Source organism: Clostridium tyrobutyricum DSM 2637 = ATCC 25755 = JCM 11008 (genome assembly GCF_000359585.1).
Lineage (GTDB): Bacteria > Bacillota > Clostridia > Clostridiales > Clostridiaceae > Clostridium_B > Clostridium_B tyrobutyricum.
Genome location: NZ_APMH01000009.1, coordinates 30,802 through 57,214, shown reverse-complemented (window position 1 = coordinate 57,214; position 26,413 = coordinate 30,802). Strand labels below are relative to the sequence as shown.

Sequence of the window (26,413 nt, the reverse complement as noted above, 5' to 3'; positions counted from 1 at the left end):
CCCTTTTACAGCTCTTTATTTCAGTTTCTTTAAGTACTCAATTTCAACACAGTTTTGACCAGTAACAACACCTAATTTCTTGTTTTCTTCATCAAGTCGGCCGGTAGTTTCTTTTATGTCCTTTACATCACTGGAGACATTCTTTAATACTGATTTGATTAAACTGTTATCATCTTTTATATTGCCATCTAATCTTGTAAAATGGCGGTCAATTTGTTCGGCTTGTGATTGTTGACCCTCTATTACTGTATTAAGCTTTTTATCCATGTTTTCAAGTAGTAAGGAATGTCTATTTTGCCCGGCTTTAAGTGCCTTTATATCGTCTTTTATCGGCTGTAATTCAGTTTGCAAAGCACCTTTCAATAACTCCTTTATAACTTCAATATCATTTTTATCTAACATTTTTCCGACCTCCTAGAGTAGTTTAATTATAAATGAATTGTCAAATATTTTCAACTTTAAATTTATTGATTTTTCTATTGAATATACCGAAGAATATTTCCCTTCTATATTTTTTAATATCCGTGATGTATTGGTATGATATCAGGAAGGATACTATAATATTTCAATAACAGACCAATACTTACTACTATTGCCACTCCGCTAATAATCTCCAATATGACTTTATAAACAGGATATTGCGGTGCAACTTTAGTTATTTCTTTCATTTTCAATTTTCAATCCCTTCACACAATTATGCAGTATAATTGTTAATATTGTAATTTACAGTAAATTCTTACTTTTATTAAAGTATATCAATAGCAAGTATATATTGCAACGTATATTAGCAGCCAGATCAAAACTTATGATATAGCTGCATATATTAAAATTCAAAAATTAAAAAATTGTGATAAAAATCACAAATCCATAAAATTATGGTAACATATTGTTTGTACAATAACAGACAAATGTCTGTACAGTAAAAACTAATCCATTAATATACATTTTTGAAAGGGGCTTTTTTAAGTGGAAGAAAAAAGTTTAACACGAGGCCTAAAAGCACGTCATATTGAACTGATTGCTTTAGGCGGTACAATTGGCGTAGGCCTGTTCATGGGATCTGCCAACACCATCAAGTTGGCGGGGCCATCGGTAATGCTGGCTTATGCAGTAGCTGGAATTGCCATGTACATAGTTATGAGAGTCATGGGGGAAATGCTTTATCTAGAACCATTGACAGGCTCCTTTGCAAACTATGCCAAGAAATACATATCCCCCTGGGCTGGCTATATGACAGCCTGGTGTTATTGGTTCATGTGGCTTGCCATAGATATGTCGGAGGTTACCGCCATTGGAATTTATATGAATTATTGGTTTCCAGCACTTCCCTCATGGATTCCAGCTTTAATCGGGGTAGCTATTCTAGCTGCTGTCAATATGGCATCAGTCAAGTTCTATGGTGAATTTGAATTTTGGTTTTCATTGATTAAGATTGTCACCATTATAGTTATGCTCATAGTGGGATTTGGATTGATTTTCTTCGGATTTGGGAATCATGGTATACCTATTGGTTTAAAAAACCTTACGGCACACGGCGGTTTCTTTGCCGGTGGATGGAAGGGCTGGCTGTTCGCCTTGTGTATGGTAACAGCATCTTATCAGGGTGTGGAACTTATCGGCATCACTGCCGGTGAAGCACAGGATCCCAAGAACACATTGAGAAAAGCAACTGAAAATATTATTTGGCGTATATTGATTTTCTACATTGGTGCCATATTTGTAATAGTAACAATTTATCCATGGAATCAAATAAGTGCTCTTGGCAGTCCCTTTGTGCTGACATTTGCAAAGATTGGTATCTCCGCTGCTGCTGGAATCATCAATTTCGTAGTGCTTACAGCCGCAATGTCCGGGTGTAACAGCGGGATTTACAGCTGTGGCCGTATGCTCTATACCTTGTCAGAAAATGGTCAGGCACCTAAATTTTTTGGCAGATTAAACAAAGAAGGAGTACCTGCCAACGGTATTAAAATAACTTTGGCTTGTTTGCTAATTGCTGTGGGTCTAAACTATATCTATCCAAATTCCAAATTATTTGTTTATATCTACAGTGCCAGTGTTCTGCCAGGTATGATTCCCTGGGTTGTTTTGTGCATAAGTCAAATAAAATTTCGAAAAGAACATGCAGAGGAAATGGCAGACCATCCTTTTAAATCCAAGCTTTTCCCCTATGCCAACTATATTGTAGTGGGATATCTCTGTATGGTCTTAATAGGCATGTGTATCAACAGACAAACTCAGATGCCATTATTGATTGGAGCTGTGTTCTGTGTAATAATTACCGTCGGTTATTTTGCTTTTGGAATAAACAAGAGAACTGATTCAAAAGTATAGAAACTATATTCTAGATGAACAAAACAAGGATTGGAAATAAAGTAAAAAAGTCTGCCTTAAAATCTATTTAAACAGACCTTTTTGCTTTATTTAGATTATTATTGCAACTTAAATTTATTGATATGAGCTATCATATCATTTGTCATATTCTCCAATGTATTGGCAGTTTCTTCAACACTCTTTGAAGATCTGTCCATTTCTTCAGATGATGCTGCAATTTCCTGGGAAGATGCAGATACTTCTTCAGCAACAGCTATTATTGATTCAATCTTATTATATATATCTTCTTTTTCATGATCTATTTTTATAGATGAATTATTGAAGAAAAAACATCTTAGAAACATTGTAAAAAATGTCATGGAAAATGGTATGCAGACTGGATCCATGGATGATTTTTTAAGGATTGTCTAATGATTGCTTTAATTGCAAATTAAAAGGAATTTTTACTTTTAAAGTATACCATACTTAATATATCTTTCAAAAAAATTTATATCTATAAAAATATTATTTTGAATTATAATTGTGTTATGATGTAAATAAAGAATACAGAAAATAAAAACAGGATGCTGTCAACATCCTGCAATTAACTGAGCCATTAGTATCCTTGCTGACATACATTATAACACCATTAGTTTATTTTTAATCACTAATGCCCATCTTCAGCAGCCTCAGCATCCTCTTTAGTCACATGAACTGTACTATGTGGATGATTTGGTGGTGCATAAATAGAGTATACTTTAAGTGGTTTATTCCCTGTATTGATAACATTATGCCATTTACCAGCAGGTATAATTATTGCAAAATCATCTTCTACCTTTTCTTCAAAATCAAGATTATTCCTTGAATTTCCCATCCTTACAATTCCGTTGCCCTCTTCAACACGTATAAACTGATCAACATTTGGATGCATTTCCAAACCAATGTCATCGCCGGGATTTATGCTCATCAAAGTAAGCTGCAAATGACTGCCTGTCCATAAAGCAGTACGAAAATTATTATTTTGCTTAGTAGCTTTATCAATATCAACTACAAAAGGCTGCGGTCCGTAATCAATCAACTGTATTGGAGCATCATCATCTGATAATCTTGAAAAATCAAATTTTGAATCATAATCAGCTTCATTATTGTACGATGTATACTGATTACTGGAGCGCCCTAAATAATTTGGATAATATACTGGAATGACAGGCAAACATGGATATGGATAAAAATTATAATAATACGGATATTTTCTATACATATTGTTCCTTTCTTTTATATTCCTACAAAATTATAATATGTTTCATATTTTTGAAATGTGATTACACTATCCTAATTACAATTCCTCATTATAGCAGTGAATGTATTGGTAATATTATATAGCCCTTTAGATAATTACCTGTCCTATAAGTTTAAATTATTATAAGACTAGTTAGTTAAATTTCAACATTATTTTGGCTTACCATTGCATACTGAAGAGGTGTATCTATGACATTCTGTTTTGTAGGTCTTGGTGAGCTTGATTTTGCTTCAATAAAATTTAGTTCATTCACATTTCTTAAAAGAATAAATTCTACAACTTTTATACCAGCTCCTATTTTACATTTCCTAATATTTTCTCCGATAAACCATTGATACCAATGTTAATCTTCTCTATTGTTGCCTATTGCTGCGCCCTTGCAATATGCCATGAACTAATTAAGATTAATAGTACTTTAATTTGCAAAACCCCCTTTACAACAGAAAATATAAAAAGAATGCAGAAAATATCTGCATATCTGTTTATAATTTCAGCTTACGTTTTTACTAAAGATTGGTTGAAGTTCAAGTCACATATTTTTACTTATAATTTTAATAAAGATGGCTTAATCACAGATTCAGAATGTTTGATCTTTATTTTACTGGGATTATTTGTTTTAATTCTTGCAAACATATTTAAAACAGCAGTTAAAATTAAAAATGAGAATGACTTAACTATATGACGGAGGATACTATGGCAATTATAGTAAATTTAGATGTGATGATGGCGAAAAGGAAAATGTCCCTTTCAGAATTGGCCAGAAGGGTTGGAATTACCAATGCAAACTTATCTATACTAAAAAATAACAAGGCAAAGGCTATACGATTTTCTACGCTTGAAGCAATTTGTCGTGAATTGGAATGTCAACCTGGTGATATATTAGAATACAAAGAATGAAACAAAACCTTAGATAATTAATTATGTTTTATCATGTTTACCTATATTTCTGAGTAATATTCCGTCATCTATATACTGCCATGTTACTCTAATACTCATTGTAATTGTCATCTCAAAAATATTATTAGTTCCTTGTATTCTCTTTATTCTTAATGAAGGATGGAATTCAACATATGGATTTTCATAAACTACCTCACATTTATATTTTTTGAATGGCAAGGGCATGTAATTATGTGGTCGTCTACCATTCCGATTGCCTGCATAAATGAATAGATAATAACCGGTCCCACAAATTTAAAATTTCGTTTTTTCAAGTCCCTGCTGATTTTTTCAGACAAATCATTCTTTGCAGGTGCTTCGCTATCCAATTTCCAGTTGTTTATCACAGGTTTGAAGTCAACGTAATTCCATAAGAAATTGGAAAAGCTGCCAAATTCCAATCGTATTTTAATAATCTCCATGGCATTGTTTCTTACAGATTTAAGTTTCAACAAATTTTTAATAACATTGAACTCTTCTCTGATATTTTCTATTTCACCATCGCTTAACTTTGAACAATAGGTTATATCAAAATTATGGAAAGCTTTTTTGTATTCTTCTCTTTTGGAAAGTACGATATTCCAGGACAATCCAGCTTGAGCACCCTCAAGTGTAAGCATTTCAAATATGTATGAATCATCATGACTTGGCACGCACCACTCATTGTCATGATACTGCTGCATGATTAAACTTTTTCCAGGCCATAAACAGGCATCCATGAAAAATCCCCCTTATAATTTTTAATAAATAATTATTCATCTACAGTTTCTATTATACTTTATACAGCATAACAACTGTATGTCATGTTTTAATTGAAAAACTATTTTAAAACCTTCCTAATATATACACTGAACATTATAGAAGACAACCCATAAATCAACACTGTAGAAATTGAGGCTCCTATGGAACCGAATTTACTTATCAAAACAACATTGAGTATTATATAAATTACTCCCGTTATTGCCGAATTGTAAAAATTAGCTTTTACAAATTTCATGCTTGCCAGTGTATTGCCTGCAGGTATTTTGAATGTACCTGCTATAAAATAACCTATTGAAAGTATTCTAAAATTTGTAACTGCATCTGAATACTGTTTAGTGAATACTATCTCTACAATATAGGGAGCAAATATTACAAGGACAAGTGTTATTGCCATATTCAAGATAAATAAATATTTTATAAAAATACTATATTGGTCCTTAATCCACTTTTTATCATTCCAATGCCTGGCGAAATAAGGGTACACAAAAGTCATTATGGCTATAGGAATAAATGTCAAATTAGTTGGGATCACAGCTGAAACAGTGTAAGAAGCTACCACGGAACTGTTTGGAATAAGCAAGCCTACAAAAAAGCTGTCCAGCATAATCAACAGCTGGGAAGTTGCATTTGTAAAACAGGTTACTATTGAATACTTGAGAAAATCCTTTTTTTCACCAGTTTCAGGATATTTTATTATTCTAAACTTCTTCAATTGGTTTCTTATCATATATATACCAACGACAATGGATACAATGTAGGCTATGTACCTCCCTGCAACTATCCCCTTTATACTGAAATATTTCCCCAGTGTCACATTTCCTATAAAGTACAGGGCTGTATTTACAACTGTTAGAATTGAATACTGCGTATTCTTGAATTCGGCTCTTAAAAGCATTTGAATTTCATTGAAGAATATTGTCATAATTGGTATGAGGGCGAAATAAAAGAGTATTTCCGTACTGCCTTTAACTGGAAGCACGAAAAATCTAGTGTATATTATTATAGCCAGGGCAATTAAGGCATTAAATATACTTCCTATTTTAACTGAATATTTGAAATAGGAAAGTTTTTTGTCCTCCATTTTTTGCATACTGCCGTATTGCAGGGAACTTGATGCCATTCCAAGTCCATCCAAGACCAAAAATATGTTTAATATAGTCTGTGCATATGAAAGTTTTCCATACAGGCTTTTTTCCAGTACTCTCGTTAAAAACATCATTATGCCGAATTGTATTATTTTATTAAAAAAAGTGGCACTGAATATTTGAAGAATTCCTTTTTTCAGTGCTTTTTTGATTATAGCTCTTTCTTCCATAATGATGTCCTCCTAATTTCAACATGATTATTTTTCCAACCAGTTTCACTAATTATAACATATTGACTTGGAGAGTTTTTAATAAATTATTGACTAATATATCCTTATATCGTAATATATAAATATATCGATATATAAATATCTTTCGAAAGAGGTACAATTATGAATAAAAATTTTAAAGACTATACTGAAAAAGCTGAAATCCTAAAAGTACTGGCACATCCTGTCAGGCTCTGCATAGTCAGGGGGCTGCTGGAAAAGGGGCAATGTAATGTAAGCTATATGCAGGATTGTCTTGAGATACCACAATCCACCCTGTCACAGCATATTCAGAAATTGAGGACAGCTGGAATCATAAAAGGCACCCGAAATGGGCTTGAAATCAATTATAAAGTTTGCAACCCCATGGTAGTCAGACTGATTCAAGTTTTATTTTAATCTTTTGTGAAATTCAATTTAAAATTATTTAAATAGGAGGAGTTCTTATGAGTAAAAAAATATTGGTGGTAGGCGGAGTTGCAGGAGGAGCATCTGCAGCTGCAAGGCTGAGAAGGCTGGATGAAAATGCCCAAATAATAATATTTGAAAAAGATGAGTATATATCTTTCGCAAACTGCGGCCTGCCCTATTATATAGGCGAAACAATCAAAGAAAGGCAAAGGCTCCTGGTTCAGACACCTGAAAGCATGCACGACAGGTTCAATATAGATGTAAGGGTAAACAGTGAAATTACGGATGTTGATGTAAACAAAAAAATAGTAAAAGTAAAAAACAAAACTGGAAAGGCATATGAAGAAAATTATGATTATCTATTATTGTCCCCTGGTGCAAAAGCCATCAGGCCAAAAATTAAGGGTATAAACAGCAATAAAATTTTTACTTTAAGAAATATACCAGACACGGATAATATAAAATCATCCATTGATAAAAAAGGAGTAAGCAGTGCCGTGGTAATTGGCGCAGGATACGTAGGCGTTGAAATGGCTGAAAATCTGAAAGAAAGAGGATTGCAGGTTACTTTAGTCGATGCCGCACCACACATTTTGGCACCTTTTGATTCAGACATGGCAGTTATGGCTGAAAAAGAACTTGTAGAAAATGGCATAAATTTAATATTAAATGACGGAGTAAAATCCTTTAAAGATAGTGATGATAGTATCGAAATCACCTTAAACAGCAATGCAAAAATCACCGCCGACCTAGCTATACTATCCATTGGGGTAACCCCAAATACTGGTTTCATAAAAAACAGTGGAATAAAACTTGGAACAAAAGGTCATATATTAGTTGACGGTAAAATGAAAACAAATGTTGAAAATATCTATGCCGTTGGAGATGCTGTTGAGGTAGTTGATCTGGTCAACGGGCAAAATACTGCAGTACCACTGGCTGGACCGGCAAATAAACAGGGAAGGATAGCTGCAGACAACATAGCAGAGTTAAATTCAACATATAAGGGTACCCAGGGCACTGCAATAATCAAAGTTTTCGGTCTAACTGCCGCAAGCACGGGAAATAATGAACGAACTTTAAAGGGACTTAATATACCGTACAAAGTTATATACATTCATCCGGCTTCCCATGCATCATATTATCCAGCTGCCCTTCCCCTGTCCATAAAGCTTATATTCAATGAATCCGGTAAAATCCTGGGTGCTCAGGCTATAGGATATGACGGTGTTGATAAAAGGATTGACGTTATCGCTGCAACAATGAGGCTTGGTGGCTCGGTATCAGATTTGACGGAACTGGAATTATGCTACGCACCCCCATTTTCCTCAGCAAAAGATCCTGTGAACATGGCGGGTTTTGCAGCTGAAAATGTTCTTTCAGGTAAAGTGGATGTTATCACTCCAATGGAATTTTTGGATTATAATAGAGAAAATACTACTCTACTGGATGTACGTTCAGAGATAGAATTTAACAATGGTCATCTTGAAGGAGCTGTAAATATACCTGTAGACAATTTAAGAGAAAGACTTGAAGAATTGGATAAAAACAAGGAGATCATTGCATACTGTCAAGTTGGGCTAAGAGGATATATTGCAGCAAGAATACTTTCCCAGCACGGATATAGAGTCAAAAACATAACCGGTGGATACAAAAGTTTATCCCTTTTAAACTTTACCCCTGAAATTCATGATACACAAACCTTAAAATCCGAAATAGCTTTAGATAAATTAAATTACGACAAAACTCTTGATGCCTGCGGGCTTTGCTGTCCCGGGCCGCTTATGCAGGTTAAAGCAAGTATGGATGATTTGGCAGAGGGACAGATCCTAAAAGTGACTGCCTCCGACCCAGGTTTCTACGAAGATATAAATGCATGGTGCAGAAGAACATGCAATGAACTCATTGATTTAAACAAAGATAAAAGCAATATCACTGCTCTTATTAAAAAAAAACAAAATAATAAAGATGGAATAAAAAATCCTGTAAAAAACATTTCATCTATGGGGGACAATAAAACCCTGGTAGTATTCAGCGGAGATTTAGACAAGGCTATAGCTTCCTTCATCATAGCAAACGGAGCTGTATCAATGGGTAAAAAAGTCACTATGTTCTTTACATTCTGGGGATTGAATATTTTAAGGAAAAATGAAAAAGTGCCTGTAAAAAAGAGCTTTATGGATTCCCTGTTCGGATTTATTATGCCAAGGGGAAGTAAAAAATTAAAGCTGTCCAAAATGAACATGATGGGTATTGGTACTAAAATGATAAGAAGGGTTATGAAAGATAAAAACATAACATCTCTTGAGGAACTGATCAAATCAGCTTTGGACAACGGTATACAGATAGTAGCTTGTCAAATGTCAATGGACGTTATGGGCCTTAAAAAAGAAGAACTCATGGACGGCATCAAAATAGGGGGGGTTGGCTACTATTTAGGTGAAGCTGAAGATTCCAATGTAAATCTATTTATATAAATCAGCCGTAAAAAGCCAATAGAAAATTACAAGGCTGTTGATAAACATATTTTGTCAACAGCCTGAAAGTATTTGAGTATAACTATTTGCCTTATTCTTGATGATGATTGCAAACTACATTTTTATCTTTTAAATTTCCATTGATGTATTCTTCAATAACCTTTATATATTCCCCTGATGCTCCTTTTATTACCTTAAGCCCATTATTCTGTAAACCTAAAAGGGCCCCTCCTCCTATACCTCCAGTTATAACTACATCAGTTCCATGCTTTACAAGTAAATCTGCCAGCCCCTGATGCTGATGTGCAAGATCTTCGGAAGATATTTTTTCAATTTGTGTAATTTTTTTATCTTCTATTGTGGCAATAATAAAGCTCTTACTTTTTCCAAAATGTTGATTCACCATATCTTCATTATTAGGTATTGCTATTTTCATATTATTCATTCTCCTTGATTTCACTTAATAAGTAATACTTATTAAGTTTTTATTAGCATATGCCAATTACATTATATAATGGATATTCTATTATTGTCAAATGCCAATAATAAAACCTTATTTATGTCCATTTTTAAATGATTTATTACACATCTTATTACAAAAAACACTTTTCTTATTGCATAAAACTTGCCTGGAACCGCATACTGGACAAATATTTCTATCTTCTTCATATTTTATTTCATATACATTCCCACAGTCCATACACTTAAAATTACAAACATTTCTAGTATAATTTCCACCATTTATATTTATTGCTTTTCCTTCTACAATAGCAGTTGCAATCTTTTTCCTTGCACTATCAATTATATTTTGAAAGGTTTGCCTTGATACTTGCATCTTTTTAGCACATTCTTCTTGATTCAATTTTTCAATGTCCTTGAGTCTTACTGCCTCAAGCTCCTCGACTTTTATTATTATATCCTCAATTTCACATTTTCTTCTACCCACTGGTACAAAATATGTATATCGGGGTAGTCTTTCTATTTTCCTATATTTAACTGGCCTTGGCATAATCTATCCTCCCGTATACCTAATAATTGCAAACTATATCTTTTCAAGTAATTTATATTAAATATCGTAAAGTAAATGGCTAATCAAGTCAATATTATATGAAGATTCAAAAAAACAAACTATCCTGTATGAAAATGTTTTTCAAAAATTTAGGAAATACCATATTTGGCAATTCCCTTTGAGAATAGTATATTATATATAGACAACGCCAAATATTTAAACAACAGCCCACTAGCAATAAATTCCGGTATTTTAAGGAGGAAATTTTTATGTCCATAAAATTAATAGCAACAGATCTGGATGGAACCTTACTGCAAGGTGATCACTTAACCGTATCCAAACAAAATATTGATGCCATAACCCATGCATCTGAAAAAGGAGTGCTATTTGCAATAGCTACCGGGAGAACCTGGGGGGTTATGTCAAACATAGCAGGGCAAGTACCTGTAACCAATTATGCTGTTCTGTCCAATGGTGCATCAGCATATGACATAAATTCCAGGAAACTGATTCCGTTGAGAGAAATGCCTTTTAAACTTTGGCATCCCATTTACATCTATTTAAAACAAAACAACTGTATTCCTGAAATATACTACAACGGAAAAAGCTATCTGGAACAGAACTTATTATCCAGCTATAAAAGTCCATATATAAAAGAAGACTTTACCAATGAATTAAAAAGCCATTTAACAGCAGTGGATAATTTGGAAAATTATCTTGTAAATAAGCCCATTGAGAAAATCAATGTATTGTTTACTCCAGAGGAGAATTGTGGACAAGTTTATGATACTTTAAAAATCAGTGAGGATATACACATTACTTCTTCTCTTCCTGGGAATATAGAAATCACTTTAAAAGGTGTAAACAAGGCATATGCTCTTAAAAGACTCTGCCTTGATCTTGATATTTCCAATGAGGAAGTAATGGTTTTTGGGGATGCGGATAATGATATAGAGATGCTCAAATGGGCAAAATGGTCTTTTGCCATGGAAAATGCCGATAAAAAGATCAGAAAAACAGCTCACTTTATTACAGACTCAAATACCAAAGACGGTGTTGCAAAAGGAATTGAAAAATACATATTAAAATAGGAATGCTCTGCAAGCCGAAAGCATCTATAAAACTGATAAAAGGCAGATCCGTAAGAACAAAACATGAACAAGACTGGTAAGGTTCTTGCGGGAGATTGCCTATAGCTTGACTCATTTTTATATACTATACAAGGGGTGTATTATTGATTGTTCTGCCATCAATGGGCAAAAAATAAATAAATTTACCTTAATCTATAAACTTGAATTTTTTCACATCAACTAGTCCCTTATCCGTAAGACGAATCTCTGGAATAACGGGAAGTGCCATAAAAGAAAGTGTTATAAATGGATCAATCCCTTCATCTACCCCCATATTTTTGGCAATATCAATCATTATTTTAGTTTTTTTCTGTACCTCACCTGCTGATAAATTGCTGATAAGGCCCCCAATTGGAAGAGGAAGGCTTGCAATTACTTTTCCTTCTGATGCAATTACATATCCTCCCTGCAGTTCTTTCAAATAATTCACAGCAGTTATAATATCCCTGTCATTGTCACCGGCAGCTATTATGTTGTGTGAATCATGGGATACCGTAGTTGCAAGTGCACCATTTTCCATTCCAAATCCTTTTAATGGAGCTACTCCAATATTGCCGGTTTTTCCATATCTCTCTATCACACAGAGTTTATTGTATTCCCTATTGGGTACGAAAACATCTCCACTGCCTGGAATTTCTTCAAAAAGATGCTCCGTTGTCAATTGTTCTTTTACAATTTCCATTACGTGATTTTTCTCTTTCCTCTTCAATATCAGTCTGTCTTCATTTAAAGGGTTGAAAACAACAGTGTTCAGCATTTCCCTGTCCTTTATTTTATACTTGAAAAGAGACAGATAATCATTATCTACAATATTGCCGGATTTTAGAACAAAATCAATGTTTACCTGATTCAGATCTTTTAAAACTGCTATGTCCGCCATATATCCTGCGGCAATAGCTCCATGATTTTTGAGCCCATAAAATCCTGCTGGATAATAAGTTGCCATTTTAACTGCTTTAACAGGTGGAACTCCAAGGCTTATGGCCTTTTTCACATTAAAACTGATATGCCCTTCTCTTGCAATATCATCCAGATGCTTGTCATCGGTACAAAACATGCATTGTTCAAGAGGGAGATTATTACGGATAAGCCCCTGTACAATGGTCCCTAAATTTTTAGCTCCACTGCCCTCTCTAATCAAGATATGAAATCCCGCTCTCATTTTCTCCACTACTTCACTGAAGTTGGTACATTCATGATCATTATCAACTCCTGCCATACGATACGCCTGTATTTCTTTTCCCAGTATTCCAGGTGCATGTCCATCTATAATTTTGTCTTCAAACAGATCAATTTTGTCCATTATCTCCACTTTGTTCTCTATTACATCACGAAAACACATGACTTCCCCAAGACCTAGAACTCCTGGATGTTCTCTATATTTTCTCATATCCTTTGCAAGGAATTTTCCTGCTCCATTTGTATCAAATTTTGTAGCCGGTACAGATGAAGGTATCATTATATATATGTTAAGTGGCACATTCTCCGCTGCATCCAGTAAAAAATCCAGTGCTTTTTCACCTTTTACATTGACTATTTCATGAGGATCTGCAATCAGGGTAGTTGTACCCCATTTGAGAATTGATTTCGCCAGTTCATTTGGCATTACCATGGTTGATTCAATATGCATGTGTGCATCAATAAATCCAGGTACAATATATTTTCCAGTGCAGTCAATCTCCCTTTTTCCTTCATAATCGCCCACACCTACAATAGTATCTTCTACAATTGCCACATCCTCTTTAATGATCTCCTCCGTAAATACATTGACTACATTTCCTCCCTTTAATACTATATCTGCTTTTTCCTTTCCAATCGCAGCCATTTGTTTTCTCGTTCTATTTTTCATTGACTTTCTCCTCTCCACACTAGAAAAAGGTATAAAAAACAACTCCCGAAAGTCAATTATATTATGCCAATTTCTAAGCATACTTATAATCAACTGTTTACGGCAGCTGGTAGAAACGCTCAACCTCATTATGAGCTTATACAAGTAATGTGTTTAATTTTTATATAATTATACTATATGGGGGTTCTTTGTCAACAGGAGATTTCATTTTGATGTATCTAACTTTATTGATTTGGGGAAGTTCATAAACCCATGCAGCCTCATCGGCTTTATCATATTCAGAGTATAATATGTTCTTTGCCAAACTTTTAGCTTTAACTGAGGAATACCCTTTAGTAACAAATTTTAAATTAGTGATGGATAGTAATTTTTTAACATTTTTTGCTGAGCCAAAACCACTGTCAGTCCTTAATATTAAATTACCGTTATGAATTTGTTCATTGTACTTAGAGATTATAGATTTTAATAAATCATCATAGTGGTCAGTACAATGAATACTCCCTGAATCTAGAGCCATTGCTACTGTTTCAGAGTGTTCACCAGTAAATGTGATAGCTAGTTGATATCCACTTTGGTTTTTGCGTTTTGAGAAATAACCTTTTTGAGCTAATTCAAAAGTTTTGCCATTTGCAATTAATCCAGTTTGATCACAGTCTACGACTACATTTTTTCCATTTTAAATTATATCAATATATAACATGTAATTCAATGCTCATGTGTTGATTATTGTAAATCATTAGGAGTAAAATATATACTTGTAAGGAACAAAATATTACTTCTTTAGGAAAGGATACACAATTTATGTCTAGAAAATTCAAGTCAGATATACTGCTTTTATGTATAACAATAGTATGGGGATCCACTTTTATTCTAATGAAAAATGTACTGGATTCAATGTCAACATTTCAATTCTTATCATTGAGATTTATAACAGCAACTATAGTACTATTGCTAATCTTTCATAAAAGAATTAAATTCTTAAATTTAGAAATTATAAAATATGGATGTCTAATAGGATTAATGTTATCTGGATCATTGGTGTTTCAGGTGTTAGGTCTTAATTTTACCACAGCATCCAATTCATCATTTATAACCAGCTTAAATGTATTGATGGTTCCTATTTTTCTTGCTATATTTTTTAAGAGAAAGACAAGCTTGTCATCAGTTATAGGAGTTATACTGGCATTCTTGGGAATGTTCTTTTTATCAGGAGGATTAAACTTCAAGTTTACATTTGGAGAATTTCTCACATTATTATGTGCTATATGCGTTGCTTTTCAAATAATATTTATAGATAGATTTGTAAAAAATCAAGACCCTATTCTTATAGGAATAGTTCAAATTGCATTTTCCAGTATTATTTGCAGTATTATATGGATTTTTACAGGATCTAAACATATAATATTTAGTTACAATATATTTATTACTTTATTTGTAACAGGGGTATTGGGAACTGCTCTGGCATTTACAGGACAAACATTCGTACAGAAATTCACATCACCTACTCATACAGCGTTGATATTCACACTTGAACCAGTATTCGGATTATTGTTTGCTCTAATAATTCCCGGTTCAAATGGAACTGTTGAGATATTAACTTTCAGTAAAGTCATTGGATGTTCTTTGATATTAGTTGGAACGATTATATCTGAGCTGAATTTAATCAAGCTTAGCAAATAGTTTCTATCAATTTCATAAACCTCATTTAATAAATATTAAAATAATAGCTTTAATCGATAATTTTCACAAATAAAATGATATATTTTATCTATGAAAAGGATATTATTGAATTTATTGCTATTTTTGTATTTACAATGCAACCCTTATGTGGTATAGTATCTTAAGTGTAAAAATAAAAGGAGATTATTATGAGAAAATTTATGATTAAACAAATAGATAAACAAAGATCTTTACTGGAACAATATATAAAACAAATAGGAAACTTAACTAGTGCCAAAATAGTTGCCGAAAGCCAAAAATTAGATATGATGTTAAATGAATATACAAAAGCTAATCATTCATATAGGCCCTGTAAATAGCCAGACTTACAATAGTCAATGTCTGGCTTTTATCTATTATAAAGAATTTATTGTGGTTAATTCTTTAATATTTATTACTTATTCTCTGTATACCCTGTGATACCAATCTATTCTCATCAATGTCACTTTTGGATATGATATTTTCTATACGAATCAAATCGAAAGGCAGGGCCAATGTCTTATTGCTCACTTTTTTTATTTTATCGCCGCGTTCCTTGGCAAACTCCAATAATTTCTCCATAATCATAATATTTTTCTTTTAAACAATTGCAATGTATAAGCATGACTCCAATTTACCAATAAAAGTATCATTATCGGCTACTGTCTTTTTTAAGTATTTTTTATTTCTCGTTGATTTGATTAATATGAAAATAACAATATCTAACTTTCTACTCTCCATTTAACATAAAAACTACCCTTATGTTTTCCTGAAACCTGCAGCTTGTAATTGTCAGTTTCATTTATATTAATTGTTTTAGTAACGGTTTTTTGGGGATTTTCAGTACTGAACAATTCTTTATTATTTCCATTGTCCAGGCTTACTTTCAAATCTCCCTGTTTAGTGGTTACCGATACATTTAAAACCAGTTTATCTCCCTTTCTAAGGTTCATTAAGGTATATTTATTGCCACTAAAACTATGATAGTACATCCTCATACTATTTTTAGTGTTGAGTTCAATGGATCTAGTAATATTAAAATTTCCACTACCACTTGACATATTAAAATGTTTCACTGAAAATGCTATTAAAATAACTAATAAAACACATACTGGAATTACAATTTTAGTTTTATTTCCTATCATAATTGTCATCCTCCCTTAGATGGAATTAAGTTCGTCTATTAACTAATATAGTACAATTATATCTTATTTTGTTATGTAGAGAAACACCTGTTTTTATCATTATTGTTCACCTAATTTCTTTTTTAATCTGAAGTTGAATTTTAAAGTCAGTCAAAAAATTTTCTGCCATTAATTGATATTGCAAGTATAAACTCGGCCATTTCCTTAATAGGCTTCTTCATACCTTCTCTCAGCCATTTTTGAATAATGCCTATACTGCCACTTGCTAAAAAATAAAATATATATTCTGCTTCCTCTTTTTTTAAAAGATTAATATTATCATTTATTAACGCTATATTCTGCTGCCCAATAATTTTTATGATTTCCTGTTGAAAGTTTGTATCACCATTTGAATTGATCAGGAGATTGAAAAGTTCTGAATTTTTCTTTATATACTCTAGAATTTTTTCAATTGGATCAAAAGGAATATAATTTTTACTTTTAGAGTCATAACTACTTAGATATTGATTGATGTCATTGATTGTTTCATTTTCTATCTGCTTCAGCAAATCATATTGATTTTTATAGTGAGAATAAAATGTAGCACGATTAATATCCGCATCTTCACAAATTTCCTTTATGGAAATTTTAGATATGGACTTTTGTTTTAATAATTTAATAAAGCTTTGCTTTATAACCATTTTTGTGTATCTTACTCGCCTATCATTTCTCTTTTCCTTCATAAAATCTACTCCTAAATAATAAAATTCTGTTAACTATTAAACACTTTATTAAAATCTGTTTTTTAACCATCATTTTTTAATAATTTAATTGTTGTATTTATTTCATGGTGTAAGTATACTGTACTAAAGAAAATTAATCAACACATTGTTTTATAAAATTTGGAGGTATATTAGATGGCATTTATAGAATTCAAAGATGTTAAAAAAGAATATGTTACTGGAGATGTATCAATCACTGCAGTAGAGAATTGTTCTTTTTCAGTCGAAAAAGGCCAACTGGTCGTAATACTTGGCCCATCAGGTGCAGGAAAAACAACTGTATTAAATCTGTTGGGTGGAATGGATATACCTAGTGGAGGTAGTATCACAGTCAACGGCAATGCGATTCATACCTATACCAAAAAGGAGCTGGTAAACTACAGGCGCAGCGACATTGGATTTGTATTTCAATTTTATAACCTTGTAGGAAATCTCACTGCACTTGAAAATGTAGAACTTGCTTGTCAAATATGTTCAGATTATATTGAACCCAAGACTGTATTGGAACAGGTTGGTTTATCTGAGAGAATGAACAATTTTCCTGCACAGCTGTCTGGAGGTGAACAACAGCGTGTGGCCATAGCCAGAGCCATAGCAAAAAATCCAAAACTGCTTTTGTGCGACGAACCTACCGGTGCACTTGATAGTGTAACAGGTCAGAGAGTTATTGAACTTTTACAAAATACATGCAGGAAAATGGATACTACAACTATTTTAATTACTCATAATGCTGCTCTGGCAGATATTGCAGATAAAGTAATCAAAGTTAAAAATGGAACTGTAAAGGACATTGTTATAAACAAAAATCCTAAAAAAGCTAAAGAAATTGCGTGGTGATAAAATTGTTATTTAAAAATACTCTAATTAAGATAAAAAAATCTTTTGGAAGATATATATCACTGTTTATAATTGTTATGGTAGGAATTGGGTTCTTTTTAGGCTTAAAGTCGAGCTCCCCGGATATTATCAATTCTGTTGACAAATATTATAAAGCACATAATTTAATGGACTTCAAGGTAGTAAGTACAATGGGATTGACGGATAATGACGTAAAATCAATTAAATCATTGAAAGGTATAAAAAATGTTGCTCCAAGCTATTCCCTGGATGTTCTTGATAAAAGTAAGGCTATAAAAGTACAAGGACTAGAAACTTCAATAAATACTGTTAAATTAATAAATGGACGAATGCCTAAATCGGACAAGGAATGTATTGCAGATATTAAAAAATATAAAGTCGGTGATAAAATCACAATTGACAGTACTACAGGCAAGAATTTAAAAAATAAAGAATTCACTGTCGTAGGTACAGTAGAATCTCCATTATATATGGATACTGATTATGGCAGTACTACAATTGGCGATGGAAAACTGACATCATTTATATTTGTAAACAAGGATAATTTCAATATGGATGCCTATACGGAAATTTATATTACTGCCGCAAATACTAAAAATGTCACATCATATTCGCAAAAATATGACAGTATATCAAAACAGATTAACAATGAACTCGTAAAGTTAAAACCTGAAAGGGAAAATGCCCGTTATCAGGAAATTTATAACAAGGCAATGGATAAAATAAATGCTAATCAGATCAAGCTTAATACAGAAAAGAAAAACAATCAGAAAAAATTATCTGATGTCAAAGCTGCACTTGATATGAATAAAGCCAAACTGGAAAATGCAAAAAAGGTGCTTGATGAAAATGAGTCTGAATTAAACAAAAAAGCTTCAAATCAGGAATCCGAGTTTCAAAAAGCAAAAAATAAAATTACCAGCGGCCGAAATCAAATTAATACTGTATTAATTAACAAGGGTATTTCAGAAAAAGAATTAAGCGCAAAGATTACTAAGTTGGGTTCCGCTATCAGCTCCATGAAAGAACAACAGAGCAAGCTATCTCCCAACAGCCAAAAATATGTACAAATTAATACACAACTCAATCAGTACTCCGCTTCTTATAAAGGATTGCTGCAACTACAAAAATCAATAAATGCACTAAATACTCAGGAAAGCAAGTTAAGTCAGGGAATTGCAATATTCAACACGCAAATAAACAGCGCAAGGGACAAAATTAAAAAAGGTAGAACACAGATCATACAAAGTGAAAAAAAACTAAACTATGGATATAGTGAATACAATAAAAATCTATCTACTTTTAATACTAAAATGACTGATGCTCAAAAAAAGATTGATAATGCTAAAAAGGATGTTTCTTCAATAGAAAAAGCCAAATGGTATATTTATGACAGAGAAGATACCGTATTGGGATACAGCAATCTAAAAAGTGCTACAGACACTATTACTTCCGTAGCAGCTGTCTTTCCACTGTTCTTCATATTAATCGTAATGCTTATGACATCAAATACAATGGCAAGAATGATTATGGAAGAGCGTGGAGAGCTTGGAACACTTACTTCACTGGGATTTAAAAATACAAGTATTATTTCAACATATTTGTTTTATGTACTGTCTGCTACGATATTGGGAACTATAACAGGATTTTTTATATTTACAAATGTTATTCCCAACATTATATACTCAACTTTAAATAAATTTATTTTACCACCACTGTCCATTAAGTACGACATAATAAGTTTATTAGTGGTATTAGCAGTTATTACAGCCCTTATGACTGGTGTAACAGTCTTTTTCTGCAACAAGGCATTAAAACAGTACCCTGCTATCTTAATGCGCCCTGTCCCACCACAAAATGGGCAAAGAATCCTTCTTGAAAAAATAGGATTTATCTGGAAGCATCTTTCATTTAATAGTAAAGTTACAATACGTAACATATTCCGTTATAAGCAAAGAGTTCTTATGACTATAGTTGGAGTGGCCGGATGTACAGCTCTGCTGGTAACCGGTTTTGGAATAAGGGACAGTATTAATGGTGTTGCAGAAAAACAATATGGTGAAATTTTTAAATATAATACATTGATTGTACTTAAAAATGAAACTAAAAGTATTGGTGGAAGCTTAAAGGGTCTGCTGGCAAAAGAAAATATTGAGAGCCCTCTTTTAATTAAACAGACATCTTTTAAAGCTGAATCAGGTAATCAGTCACTGGATACCTATTTAATAGTGCCGGAAAATGAAAATTTGTTCAGGAAATATTATAATGCAAGGAATCCCTCAACCGGGAATGACATTAAAATAAATAATAATGGTGTTGTAATTACTCAAAAACTTGCTGAAATTTTAAAAATAGGCAAAGGTGATACAATCAAAATAAAGGATATGGACAATAATTTATATTCCCTAAAAGTATCTGATGTTGCAGAAAACTATATGCAAAACTATATTTATATCAATAAAAACTTATACAGTAAAACATTTGGAAAAGACATTTCCTATAATATGATTGTATCCAATTGCAGCCAAAATAAAAATATAACAGCCAAGCATTTACTGAAAAGCGATTCTATTATAAATGTAACTTTCAAAGATGATATTCTGAGTCAAGCTGCTAATGGAAATAAAAGCTTGAATAATGTAGTTGTTTTACTGGTCGTCGTTGCAGCAATGCTGGTAATTATTGTTCTTTATAATTTAACATCAATCAATATGAGTGAAAGAAAGCGGGAAATTGCCACATTGAAGGTTCTTGGATTTAACGATGGAGAAACAAATCAATATATTTACCGTGAAGCATTTTTATTGACACTGGTTAGTATCGTAGTAGGCCTGATACTGGGTATTCCCTTTCATAGTTTTGTAATTGATGTTATAGAAGATACTGGAAATGTATACTTCAAGAATATACATGCTGGCAGTTTTGTATGGTCAGCTTTGATTATTATACTGGTTTCAATTATTATGCAGATAGTTACGTACTTCAAAATGAAGAAAATCAATATGATTGAATCCTTGAAGTCTGTCGAATAATATATTTACAAGAACTTATTGTAATAAAATGTACCTTAATAAAAACCACAGACTATGTATGCCCAAATCAACAATTAATAGTCTGCGATTTTTATTAAATTAAATCAAACTTTGTACCCTCGTCATCTATTCTGGCAATCAAATTTTGAGTTGGCTCAGCATCAAAAACTCCCAAATTAATTAATAATTGTCCATCATTCTGGCTAACATTAATTACTCTATCAGTAAACATTTTTCTTATTTTATGTGCTAAATCAGAATACTGAGCCGCCCGTTTTGCAGATGCTGATAGCGTGTAGCCTTGATTTTGAAAAATTTTTATACTGCGAACCATGAAGACAGTTTCAAGACTAAACTTATTTTTCTTATTACTTCCATAATTTTTGATATATCCCTGAGAAACCCAGTATCTTAATTGTGCCGGTGTTACTCCGGTAGCATGAGATAATTCCGAAATTCCTAATAAAACGTTATCTTCTTTCATCATCGCTTCACTGAATTTTTGAAAATCCAGCAACTGGTTGTATGGTTGTTGTATATCCATTATTGGTACCTCCTCAAAATTATTATACTTCATTTCAATGTATATAACAATTTATGATTTTAATTATCACTTTTTATCATAACTATATTATTAATATTTACAATTTAGATATTTAAATGTATAATTGATTGTACATTACTATACGATTAATGAAAGAAGGTTTTAATTTTGTCTGAATCTATTGATACTAACGGTAAACAGTATAATAGGCTTATGCTGGTTATTGTGCTGTTGGTTGGTACTTTTTGTACAGTTCTAAATCAAACAATTTTAGCAACTGCTTTTCCAACATTAATGAAAGCATTTGATATTTCAACTTCAACTGTTCAATGGCTGACAACAGGATTTCTAATGGTCAATGGTATTATGATCCCTGTTTCAGCTTGGCTATCGACTCGTTTTAATACAAAGTGGCTGTATATTACTTCAATGATTATTTTTGAAATTGGGACTATTATGGCATGTACAGCACCAAATTATAGCTTTTTATTAAGTGGTAGGTTAATTCAAGCAGTTGGTGTAGGAGTCTCCATGCCGCTTTTACAAAATATCATGCTGTCAATATTTCCACCTCACAAACGGGGTGTTGCTATGGGGCTGGCTGGTGTTGTCATTGGGGTGGCACCTGCCATTGGGCCAACACTTTCTGGATTTATAATTGATACTTGGCAATGGCGTGACTTATTTGGAATGATAATTCCAATTGTAGCTGTAGTTATCGTTTTGGCATTTTTCTTTATGAAGCCTGTTCTTAAAACCTATAAGACAAAGCTTGACTGGTTATCCTTATTAATGTCAACTGTTGGATTTGGGTCACTGCTTTATGGATTCTCATCAGTAGGAGACAAAGGCTGGAGTTCCCAATTGGTTTTAAATACATTAATAGTCGGCCTGGTGTTTATCGGGTTATTTGTTTGGCGCCAATTTACTATGAAAACACCATTCCTGGAACTTCGAGTATTCTCTTCCAAGAATTTTACGGTTCCTACAATATTAAGTTCAATTGTTATGGTAGCTATGGTTGGTGTGGAAATGATTGTTCCACTATACCTGCAAATGATTCATGGCATGAATGCATTCCACTCAGGTCTATTATTGTTGCCTGGTGCTTTGATGATGGCTGTTATGAGCCCTATTGCTGGACGGGCCTTTGATAGGATTGGGGCCAAAAGACTATCAATCGCAGGATTATTTCTATTGACAGCAGGAACTTTGCCTTTTGTACTAATAACTAAAGAAACACCAATTGTTTATATTGCGTGTCTATATGCTGTTAGAATGTTTGGTATATCCATGGTGATGATGCCGGTCACAACGGAAGCTATGAATACTTTGCCTACTAAACTAATTTCTCATGGAACGGCTGTTAACAATACTGTCCGCCAAATTGCCAGTTCTATCGGTACCGCTGTGTTGGTTTCAGTGTTGTCAAACATCACAAATAGTCAGATGCCAGGAAAATCTCTCTTAAAAGCAGCACCATTAGAATATAAAGTTAAAGCACTTAATGCAACCATGTCTGGTTATCAAGGAGCATTTTGGCTAGCTGTGGTTTTTTGTGTTATTGGATTCATAATAGCTTTCTTTATAAAAGGAAATGCTGCTCACCCTAACGAAATGCAACTTCAAAGTAATAAGGGAGGGGAAAAATAATGATAATTATCTTAATGATTATAAGTGCTATAGCTTTCTTTATCAGCTTTATTTATATTGATAAAGTACCACTTAGAATAACATTTACACTTATTTCAGGAATAGTGTTTATTTCTTCTATAATTGGAATAGTTGCAAATTATCATAGCCACTATGGCATGCAGGAAATTACAACTACAACTGAAAAACAAATATATTCTGCAGATACTACTGGTGCTATGCAAATAATTTTGTATGAGCCAATTGGCACTAACGGAGATGAAAATATTTTTATTTATTCCCCTGAGCTACACTCAAAAAAGGTTACATACACGAAAGTAGATGAATTTACTACAAACAAAACTAAAATTGTTAATTCCGGCACAGCAAATCTTAAAATTACTGAAGTGCATTGGAAATACAAGTCATCTGCTTATAAATTCTGGTTTGGTATTGCCGACAATAATAATAAATTATCCAAACAAATTAACACATTTTACTTGCCAAAAACCTGGTCCTTGTTGTCAACTAGCGAAGCAAAAGAATTGAAACAGAAAATGTCGAGTCCAGAGTTCAAAAAACAAATTAAGTCTCAGGCAACTTTATATATTCAAAATAAGATGAAGAATGCAATTGTAAAAAATCCTAGTTTGGCAACAAATAAGTCTAGGCAGCTTGAAATGCAAAAAAAATTTGCTAATGAATTTCAAGACCAGATGATAAAAAAAGCTATCCAAGATGTTAAAAATAAATGATTAAATAGTCTCAATAAAAAATTCTCAAAGGGAATGGTTATAGATTTGTGTAAAAACTAAATCTATAATCATTCCCTAAATACTGGGATCAATATCTCATCAACCAGTGATGCCAGGCGACTCTCATCAATTTCACTTTTCCACATGACATTTTCTATACGAATCAAGTCAAAGGGAAGCACTAATGTCTCATTGCTTACTTTTTTTATTCTATCACCACGTTCCTTAGCAAATTCCAACAATTTTTTCATAATCATAATATTTTTCTCTTTGGCAATTATTTTAATTTCAGCTATCTTATCATTATTTTGACTTAACTCAAATAGAAATGCACTCATAATTTCAGGGCCAACCCCCATATAAACTTTCTGATAAAGCGTAAGTAACTGTAATAAATCCTCTCTCAGACTTTCAGTTTTCTGTATTTCGTCAGATAATTCACCATCTAATACAATAGACTTTTTATATTCCTTTATCTCCCGGATTAAATCAAATTTTGTAGACCAACGCCTGTATATTACAGTACGGCTGGTTTTTGCAGTCTTTGCAATTTGCTGAAATGTAAGATTAGCATAACCAACTTCTTTTATAACTTTTACAGTTGCATCATATATACTTTCAAGCAATACATTTCCACGTTTGCGTATATTTCTATTTGTTTCTTTCATCATCCATATATCCCCTATCTATGAAAACTTCTTAAATTATTATAACATATAAATTTTAAGATACATATTGTGCTTTAATTTACGGTGGTATATAATGAGATTAAATTAAGGTACATATTGTACTGTAAGGAGATGTTAAACTTGAAAAAAGAAAAAATTCCAAAAGGTGTAATTAGCATTTGCATGATTTTGGTGCTTGGCGCACTTCCACCAATGTTTGATTCTACCATTGTCAATATTGCAGTCAACGATTTGTCAAAATTGTTTTCAACTACATTTTCAGTCATGCAATGGGTAGTTACCGGATATACCCTTTCTCTAGGAATTGCAGTTCCATTTTCAGGATGGCTAGTGCAAAAATTTGACGGCAAAAAAATATTTATGAGTACATTAGGTCTTTTTTTGATATCATCGCTGCTTTCAGGTATGGCGTGGAATATACAAAGTCTAATAATATTTCGTATTTTTCAAGGATTCGCAGCTGGCCTCATGATTCCTACATTGACTACCATGGTAGTTAATATAGCAGGTCAAGAAAATCTTGGAAGTTTAATGTCCATTGTGGGAATCCCTATTGTTTTTGGTCCTATTGTAGGTCCCATTATAGGAGGCTTGATTTTAAAACACGTGACATGGCATTGGCTGTTTTTTGTAAATCTACCAGTTGGTATAATTGCACTAATACTAATGTACTTCAAACTTCCCAAATTTGAACCTACAAATACTAAAGCCAAAATGAATTTACCTGGAATTATTCTACTTGGTCTGACATCAGGAATGTTTATCTATGGTATTACCAAAATCAAAGGAACCGGAAATAATATAACTGGCATTTTTGCTATTGTTATAGGACTAATTTCGATAATAGTATACACGATTTATGCATGGAAAATGAAAGAAAAAGCATTGATTCCTCTAAAGCTTTTTAAATCTAAAAATTTTAGTGCTTCTTTTATAGCTTTATTTTTGGCAGGGCTTGCAACCAATGGTCCCATGCTGCTTTTCCCAATATTTTTCCAGGAAGTGAGAGGCTTAGATGTAATTACCTCGGCATTGTGGCTTATTCCACAGGGAGCAGGCATGCTGATGACACGATCCATAGTTGGTAAAATGACAGATAGAATAGGTGCCCGTTTTGTAGTACTGACTTCTATAATTATTACAATCATCGGTACACTTCCATTTGCTTTCTTTGATATGGGAACAAATCCTTGGATTATATGGGCCATTCTACTTGTGAGAGGTATAGGTATTGGAGGAGTTACAATTCCTATAATGAGTGATTCTTATATAGGACTCGAAAAAATACAAATTCCACAAGCCAGTGTTGCTACCCGAATCATCCAAAATATTGGGGCTGCATTTGGTTCAGCAGTTTTATCCACTATTGTAAGTAACCATATGATTGGAAAAAAGCTTTCAACCATCAATATTTCCAATGCTTTTCACGCAGGATTTATTACAAGCTTGATTTTTACAGCAGTTATGATTATTCCTGCATTGTTTTTAACCAATAAACTAAATGTCAAATCTAAATCAGTACTATCGAGTAATACCAGTAATTAATGAAAAAGTATCTTTAACAGATAATGCTGTTTATATAATTTAGATACATTGTATGAAAGGAAAGGCTATTTGCCTTTCCTTTACAGCTTTATCCATCCATTATCAACCCAATACTGGTTGTCAGCCGATAATGTTTTTTCTTTTTTTGCAATAGCCTGATGCATCATTTTACTTATGATGAATTTCATATTTACCTTTATTTTCTTACGCGAT

26 protein-coding genes, 1 pseudogene and 1 riboswitch are annotated in these 26,413 nt (G+C 32.8%); of the genes and pseudogenes, 13 read left to right on the top strand and 14 right to left on the bottom strand.

Features of this window, described 5'->3' with window-relative positions; genetic code table 11:
* Positions 1 to 15: 15 nt before the first annotated feature.
* Entirely contained in the window at positions 16 to 402 is a 387-nt protein-coding gene (locus J418_RS0105740; RefSeq protein WP_017752058.1) for a hypothetical protein, read from the bottom strand.
* Between the two features lie 564 nt (positions 403 to 966).
* Here J418_RS0105740 and J418_RS0105730 point away from each other — a divergent pair.
* Positions 967 to 2,334 (top strand): amino acid permease, encoded by a 1,368-nt coding sequence (locus J418_RS0105730; RefSeq protein WP_017895039.1) that lies wholly within the window; start codon positions 967 to 969, stop codon positions 2,332 to 2,334.
* 98 nt (positions 2,335 to 2,432) lie between these two features.
* Here the strand turns inward: J418_RS0105730 and J418_RS0105725 are convergent, their stop codons facing one another.
* Both J418_RS0105725 and J418_RS0105720 read right to left on the bottom strand, forming a co-directional pair.
* Positions 2,433 to 2,678, bottom strand: a complete 246-nt coding sequence (locus J418_RS0105725; protein ID WP_217812942.1) for a methyl-accepting chemotaxis protein — start codon at positions 2,676 to 2,678, stop codon at positions 2,433 to 2,435.
* A gap of 302 nt (positions 2,679 to 2,980) precedes the next feature.
* Positions 2,981 to 3,574, bottom strand: coding sequence for a cupin domain-containing protein (locus J418_RS0105720; RefSeq protein WP_017752063.1), 594 nt, complete (start codon positions 3,572 to 3,574; stop codon positions 2,981 to 2,983).
* Between the two features lie 379 nt (positions 3,575 to 3,953).
* Between J418_RS0105720 and J418_RS17050 the strand changes: the two genes are divergently transcribed.
* Both J418_RS17050 and J418_RS0105710 read left to right on the top strand, forming a co-directional pair.
* A complete protein-coding gene (locus tag J418_RS17050; protein ID WP_080662437.1) occupies positions 3,954 to 4,295 on the top strand; it encodes a DUF2975 domain-containing protein in 342 nt (113 codons plus the stop codon).
* Between the two features lie 11 nt (positions 4,296 to 4,306).
* The gene (locus J418_RS0105710; RefSeq protein WP_017895036.1) at positions 4,307 to 4,510 is read left to right on the top strand and encodes a helix-turn-helix domain-containing protein; all 204 of its coding nucleotides are present in this window, start codon (positions 4,307 to 4,309) and stop codon (positions 4,508 to 4,510) included.
* A 188-nt stretch (positions 4,511 to 4,698) separates the two neighbouring features.
* Here J418_RS0105710 and J418_RS0105700 read toward each other — a convergent pair whose 3' ends face one another.
* Both J418_RS0105700 and J418_RS0105695 read right to left on the bottom strand, forming a co-directional pair.
* Entirely contained in the window at positions 4,699 to 5,268 is a 570-nt protein-coding gene (locus tag J418_RS0105700; RefSeq protein WP_017895034.1) for a DNA-3-methyladenine glycosylase I, read from the bottom strand.
* A gap of 101 nt (positions 5,269 to 5,369) precedes the next feature.
* Positions 5,370 to 6,626, bottom strand: coding sequence for an oligosaccharide flippase family protein (locus J418_RS0105695; protein ID WP_017895033.1), 1,257 nt, complete (start codon positions 6,624 to 6,626; stop codon positions 5,370 to 5,372).
* A 162-nt stretch (positions 6,627 to 6,788) separates the two neighbouring features.
* Here J418_RS0105695 and J418_RS0105690 point away from each other — a divergent pair, with 162 nt between their 5' ends.
* Together J418_RS0105690 and J418_RS0105685 are read left to right on the top strand one after the other, a co-directional pair.
* Positions 6,789 to 7,064 carry an ArsR/SmtB family transcription factor gene (locus J418_RS0105690; protein WP_017752070.1) on the top strand — a complete coding sequence of 92 codons (276 nt, stop codon included), beginning with the start codon at positions 6,789 to 6,791 and terminating at the stop codon, positions 7,062 to 7,064.
* A 47-nt stretch (positions 7,065 to 7,111) separates the two neighbouring features.
* Entirely contained in the window at positions 7,112 to 9,553 is a 2,442-nt protein-coding gene (locus J418_RS0105685; protein ID WP_017895032.1) for a CoA-disulfide reductase, read from the top strand.
* A gap of 91 nt (positions 9,554 to 9,644) precedes the next feature.
* Here the strand turns inward: J418_RS0105685 and J418_RS0105680 are convergent, their stop codons facing one another.
* Positions 9,645 to 9,989 carry a NifB/NifX family molybdenum-iron cluster-binding protein gene (locus J418_RS0105680; RefSeq protein ID WP_017752072.1) on the bottom strand — a complete coding sequence of 115 codons (345 nt, stop codon included), beginning with the start codon at positions 9,987 to 9,989 and terminating at the stop codon, positions 9,645 to 9,647.
* Positions 9,990 to 10,106: 117 nt separating this feature from the next.
* Entirely contained in the window at positions 10,107 to 10,562 is a 456-nt protein-coding gene (locus J418_RS0105675; RefSeq protein WP_017752073.1) for a DUF134 domain-containing protein, read from the bottom strand.
* A gap of 269 nt (positions 10,563 to 10,831) precedes the next feature.
* On the opposite strand from J418_RS0105675, the gene J418_RS0105670 reads away from it, so the two are divergent.
* On the top strand, positions 10,832 to 11,653 hold the full coding sequence (locus J418_RS0105670; protein ID WP_017752074.1) for an HAD family hydrolase: 822 nt from the start codon (positions 10,832 to 10,834) through the stop codon (positions 11,651 to 11,653).
* A gap of 187 nt (positions 11,654 to 11,840) precedes the next feature.
* On the opposite strand, the gene ade is transcribed toward J418_RS0105670, so the two are convergent.
* Together ade and J418_RS0105660 are read right to left on the bottom strand one after the other, a co-directional pair.
* A complete protein-coding gene (gene ade, locus J418_RS0105665) occupies positions 11,841 to 13,541 on the bottom strand; it encodes an adenine deaminase (RefSeq protein ID WP_017895031.1) in 1,701 nt (566 codons plus the stop codon).
* 66 nt (positions 13,542 to 13,607) lie between these two features.
* A riboswitch (purine riboswitch) is annotated at positions 13,608 to 13,705 on the bottom strand.
* Positions 13,702 to 14,199 (bottom strand): annotated as a pseudogene (locus tag J418_RS0105660) (transposase); the annotation flags it as partial. Its footprint overlaps the riboswitch before it by 4 nt.
* 143 nt (positions 14,200 to 14,342) lie before the next feature.
* On the opposite strand from J418_RS0105660, the gene J418_RS0105655 reads away from it, so the two are divergent.
* Positions 14,343 to 15,221: a DMT family transporter gene (locus J418_RS0105655; RefSeq protein ID WP_017895029.1), complete on the top strand. Its 879-nt coding sequence runs from the start codon at positions 14,343 to 14,345 to the stop codon at positions 15,219 to 15,221.
* A gap of 188 nt (positions 15,222 to 15,409) precedes the next feature.
* Positions 15,410 to 15,580, top strand: a complete 171-nt coding sequence (locus tag J418_RS16045; protein ID WP_017752083.1) for an aspartyl-phosphate phosphatase Spo0E family protein — start codon at positions 15,410 to 15,412, stop codon at positions 15,578 to 15,580.
* A 64-nt stretch (positions 15,581 to 15,644) separates the two neighbouring features.
* On the opposite strand, the gene J418_RS16570 is transcribed toward J418_RS16045, so the two are convergent.
* The 3 genes from J418_RS16570 to J418_RS0105635 form a co-directional block, all read right to left on the bottom strand.
* The gene (locus tag J418_RS16570; RefSeq protein ID WP_017895028.1) at positions 15,645 to 15,809 is read right to left on the bottom strand and encodes a hypothetical protein; all 165 of its coding nucleotides are present in this window, start codon (positions 15,807 to 15,809) and stop codon (positions 15,645 to 15,647) included.
* A 152-nt stretch (positions 15,810 to 15,961) separates the two neighbouring features.
* The gene (locus J418_RS0105640; RefSeq protein WP_017895027.1) at positions 15,962 to 16,384 is read right to left on the bottom strand and encodes a hypothetical protein; all 423 of its coding nucleotides are present in this window, start codon (positions 16,382 to 16,384) and stop codon (positions 15,962 to 15,964) included.
* Positions 16,385 to 16,530: 146 nt separating this feature from the next.
* Positions 16,531 to 17,106, bottom strand: coding sequence for a TetR/AcrR family transcriptional regulator (locus tag J418_RS0105635; RefSeq protein WP_017895026.1), 576 nt, complete (start codon positions 17,104 to 17,106; stop codon positions 16,531 to 16,533).
* 174 nt (positions 17,107 to 17,280) lie between these two features.
* Here J418_RS0105635 and J418_RS0105630 point away from each other — a divergent pair, with 174 nt between their 5' ends.
* Positions 17,281 to 17,982 carry an ABC transporter ATP-binding protein gene (locus tag J418_RS0105630; RefSeq protein WP_017895025.1) on the top strand — a complete coding sequence of 234 codons (702 nt, stop codon included), beginning with the start codon at positions 17,281 to 17,283 and terminating at the stop codon, positions 17,980 to 17,982.
* Entirely contained in the window at positions 17,979 to 21,035 is a 3,057-nt protein-coding gene (locus J418_RS0105625) for an ABC transporter permease (protein WP_235807115.1), read from the top strand. Before J418_RS0105630 ends, J418_RS0105625 begins: the two co-directional genes overlap by 4 nt.
* 94 nt (positions 21,036 to 21,129) lie before the next feature.
* On the opposite strand, the gene J418_RS0105620 is transcribed toward J418_RS0105625, so the two are convergent.
* Positions 21,130 to 21,579: a MerR family transcriptional regulator gene (locus J418_RS0105620; protein ID WP_017895023.1), complete on the bottom strand. Its 450-nt coding sequence runs from the start codon at positions 21,577 to 21,579 to the stop codon at positions 21,130 to 21,132.
* Between the two features lie 168 nt (positions 21,580 to 21,747).
* Here J418_RS0105620 and J418_RS0105615 point away from each other — a divergent pair, with 168 nt between their 5' ends.
* Positions 21,748 to 23,232: an MDR family MFS transporter gene (locus J418_RS0105615; RefSeq protein WP_017752089.1), complete on the top strand. Its 1,485-nt coding sequence runs from the start codon at positions 21,748 to 21,750 to the stop codon at positions 23,230 to 23,232.
* Entirely contained in the window at positions 23,232 to 23,966 is a 735-nt protein-coding gene (locus J418_RS0105610) for a DUF4811 domain-containing protein (RefSeq protein ID WP_017895022.1), read from the top strand. Before J418_RS0105615 ends, J418_RS0105610 begins: the two co-directional genes overlap by 1 nt.
* Before the next feature lie 68 nt (positions 23,967 to 24,034).
* Here J418_RS0105610 and J418_RS0105605 read toward each other — a convergent pair whose 3' ends face one another.
* Positions 24,035 to 24,637: a TetR/AcrR family transcriptional regulator gene (locus tag J418_RS0105605; RefSeq protein WP_017895021.1), complete on the bottom strand. Its 603-nt coding sequence runs from the start codon at positions 24,635 to 24,637 to the stop codon at positions 24,035 to 24,037.
* 138 nt (positions 24,638 to 24,775) lie between these two features.
* Between J418_RS0105605 and J418_RS0105600 the strand changes: the two genes are divergently transcribed.
* Complete coding sequence (locus J418_RS0105600) at positions 24,776 to 26,200, top strand: MDR family MFS transporter (RefSeq protein ID WP_017895020.1); 1,425 nt, start codon at positions 24,776 to 24,778, stop codon at positions 26,198 to 26,200.
* Positions 26,201 to 26,413: the final 213 nt, after the last annotated feature.

Excerpts from the sequence above, each read along its gene's own strand:
- J418_RS0105740 (WP_017752058.1), bottom strand. The coding sequence starts at position 402 with ATGTTAGATAAAAATGATATTGAAGTTATAAAGGAGTTATTGAAAGGT.
- J418_RS0105725 (WP_217812942.1), bottom strand. The coding sequence starts at position 2,678 with ATGTTTCTAAGATGTTTTTTCTTCAATAATTCATCTATAAAAATAGAT.
- J418_RS0105720 (WP_017752063.1), bottom strand. The coding sequence starts at position 3,574 with ATGTATAGAAAATATCCGTATTATTATAATTTTTATCCATATCCATGT.
- J418_RS17050 (WP_080662437.1), top strand. The coding sequence starts at position 3,954 with ATGTTAATCTTCTCTATTGTTGCCTATTGCTGCGCCCTTGCAATATGC.
- J418_RS0105710 (WP_017895036.1), top strand. The coding sequence starts at position 4,307 with ATGGCAATTATAGTAAATTTAGATGTGATGATGGCGAAAAGGAAAATG.
- J418_RS0105700 (WP_017895034.1), bottom strand. The coding sequence starts at position 5,268 with ATGGATGCCTGTTTATGGCCTGGAAAAAGTTTAATCATGCAGCAGTAT.
- J418_RS0105695 (WP_017895033.1), bottom strand. The coding sequence starts at position 6,626 with ATGGAAGAAAGAGCTATAATCAAAAAAGCACTGAAAAAAGGAATTCTT.
- J418_RS0105690 (WP_017752070.1), top strand. The coding sequence starts at position 6,789 with ATGAATAAAAATTTTAAAGACTATACTGAAAAAGCTGAAATCCTAAAA.
- J418_RS0105685 (WP_017895032.1), top strand. The coding sequence starts at position 7,112 with ATGAGTAAAAAAATATTGGTGGTAGGCGGAGTTGCAGGAGGAGCATCT.
- J418_RS0105680 (WP_017752072.1), bottom strand. The coding sequence starts at position 9,989 with ATGAAAATAGCAATACCTAATAATGAAGATATGGTGAATCAACATTTT.
- J418_RS0105675 (WP_017752073.1), bottom strand. The coding sequence starts at position 10,562 with ATGCCAAGGCCAGTTAAATATAGGAAAATAGAAAGACTACCCCGATAT.
- J418_RS0105670 (WP_017752074.1), top strand. The coding sequence starts at position 10,832 with ATGTCCATAAAATTAATAGCAACAGATCTGGATGGAACCTTACTGCAA.
- ade (WP_017895031.1), bottom strand. The coding sequence starts at position 13,541 with ATGAAAAATAGAACGAGAAAACAAATGGCTGCGATTGGAAAGGAAAAA.
- J418_RS0105655 (WP_017895029.1), top strand. The coding sequence starts at position 14,343 with ATGTCTAGAAAATTCAAGTCAGATATACTGCTTTTATGTATAACAATA.
- J418_RS16045 (WP_017752083.1), top strand. The coding sequence starts at position 15,410 with ATGAGAAAATTTATGATTAAACAAATAGATAAACAAAGATCTTTACTG.
- J418_RS0105640 (WP_017895027.1), bottom strand. The coding sequence starts at position 16,384 with ATGATAGGAAATAAAACTAAAATTGTAATTCCAGTATGTGTTTTATTA.
- J418_RS0105635 (WP_017895026.1), bottom strand. The coding sequence starts at position 17,106 with ATGAAGGAAAAGAGAAATGATAGGCGAGTAAGATACACAAAAATGGTT.
- J418_RS0105630 (WP_017895025.1), top strand. The coding sequence starts at position 17,281 with ATGGCATTTATAGAATTCAAAGATGTTAAAAAAGAATATGTTACTGGA.
- J418_RS0105620 (WP_017895023.1), bottom strand. The coding sequence starts at position 21,579 with ATGGATATACAACAACCATACAACCAGTTGCTGGATTTTCAAAAATTC.
- J418_RS0105610 (WP_017895022.1), top strand. The coding sequence starts at position 23,232 with ATGATAATTATCTTAATGATTATAAGTGCTATAGCTTTCTTTATCAGC.
- J418_RS0105605 (WP_017895021.1), bottom strand. The coding sequence starts at position 24,637 with ATGATGAAAGAAACAAATAGAAATATACGCAAACGTGGAAATGTATTG.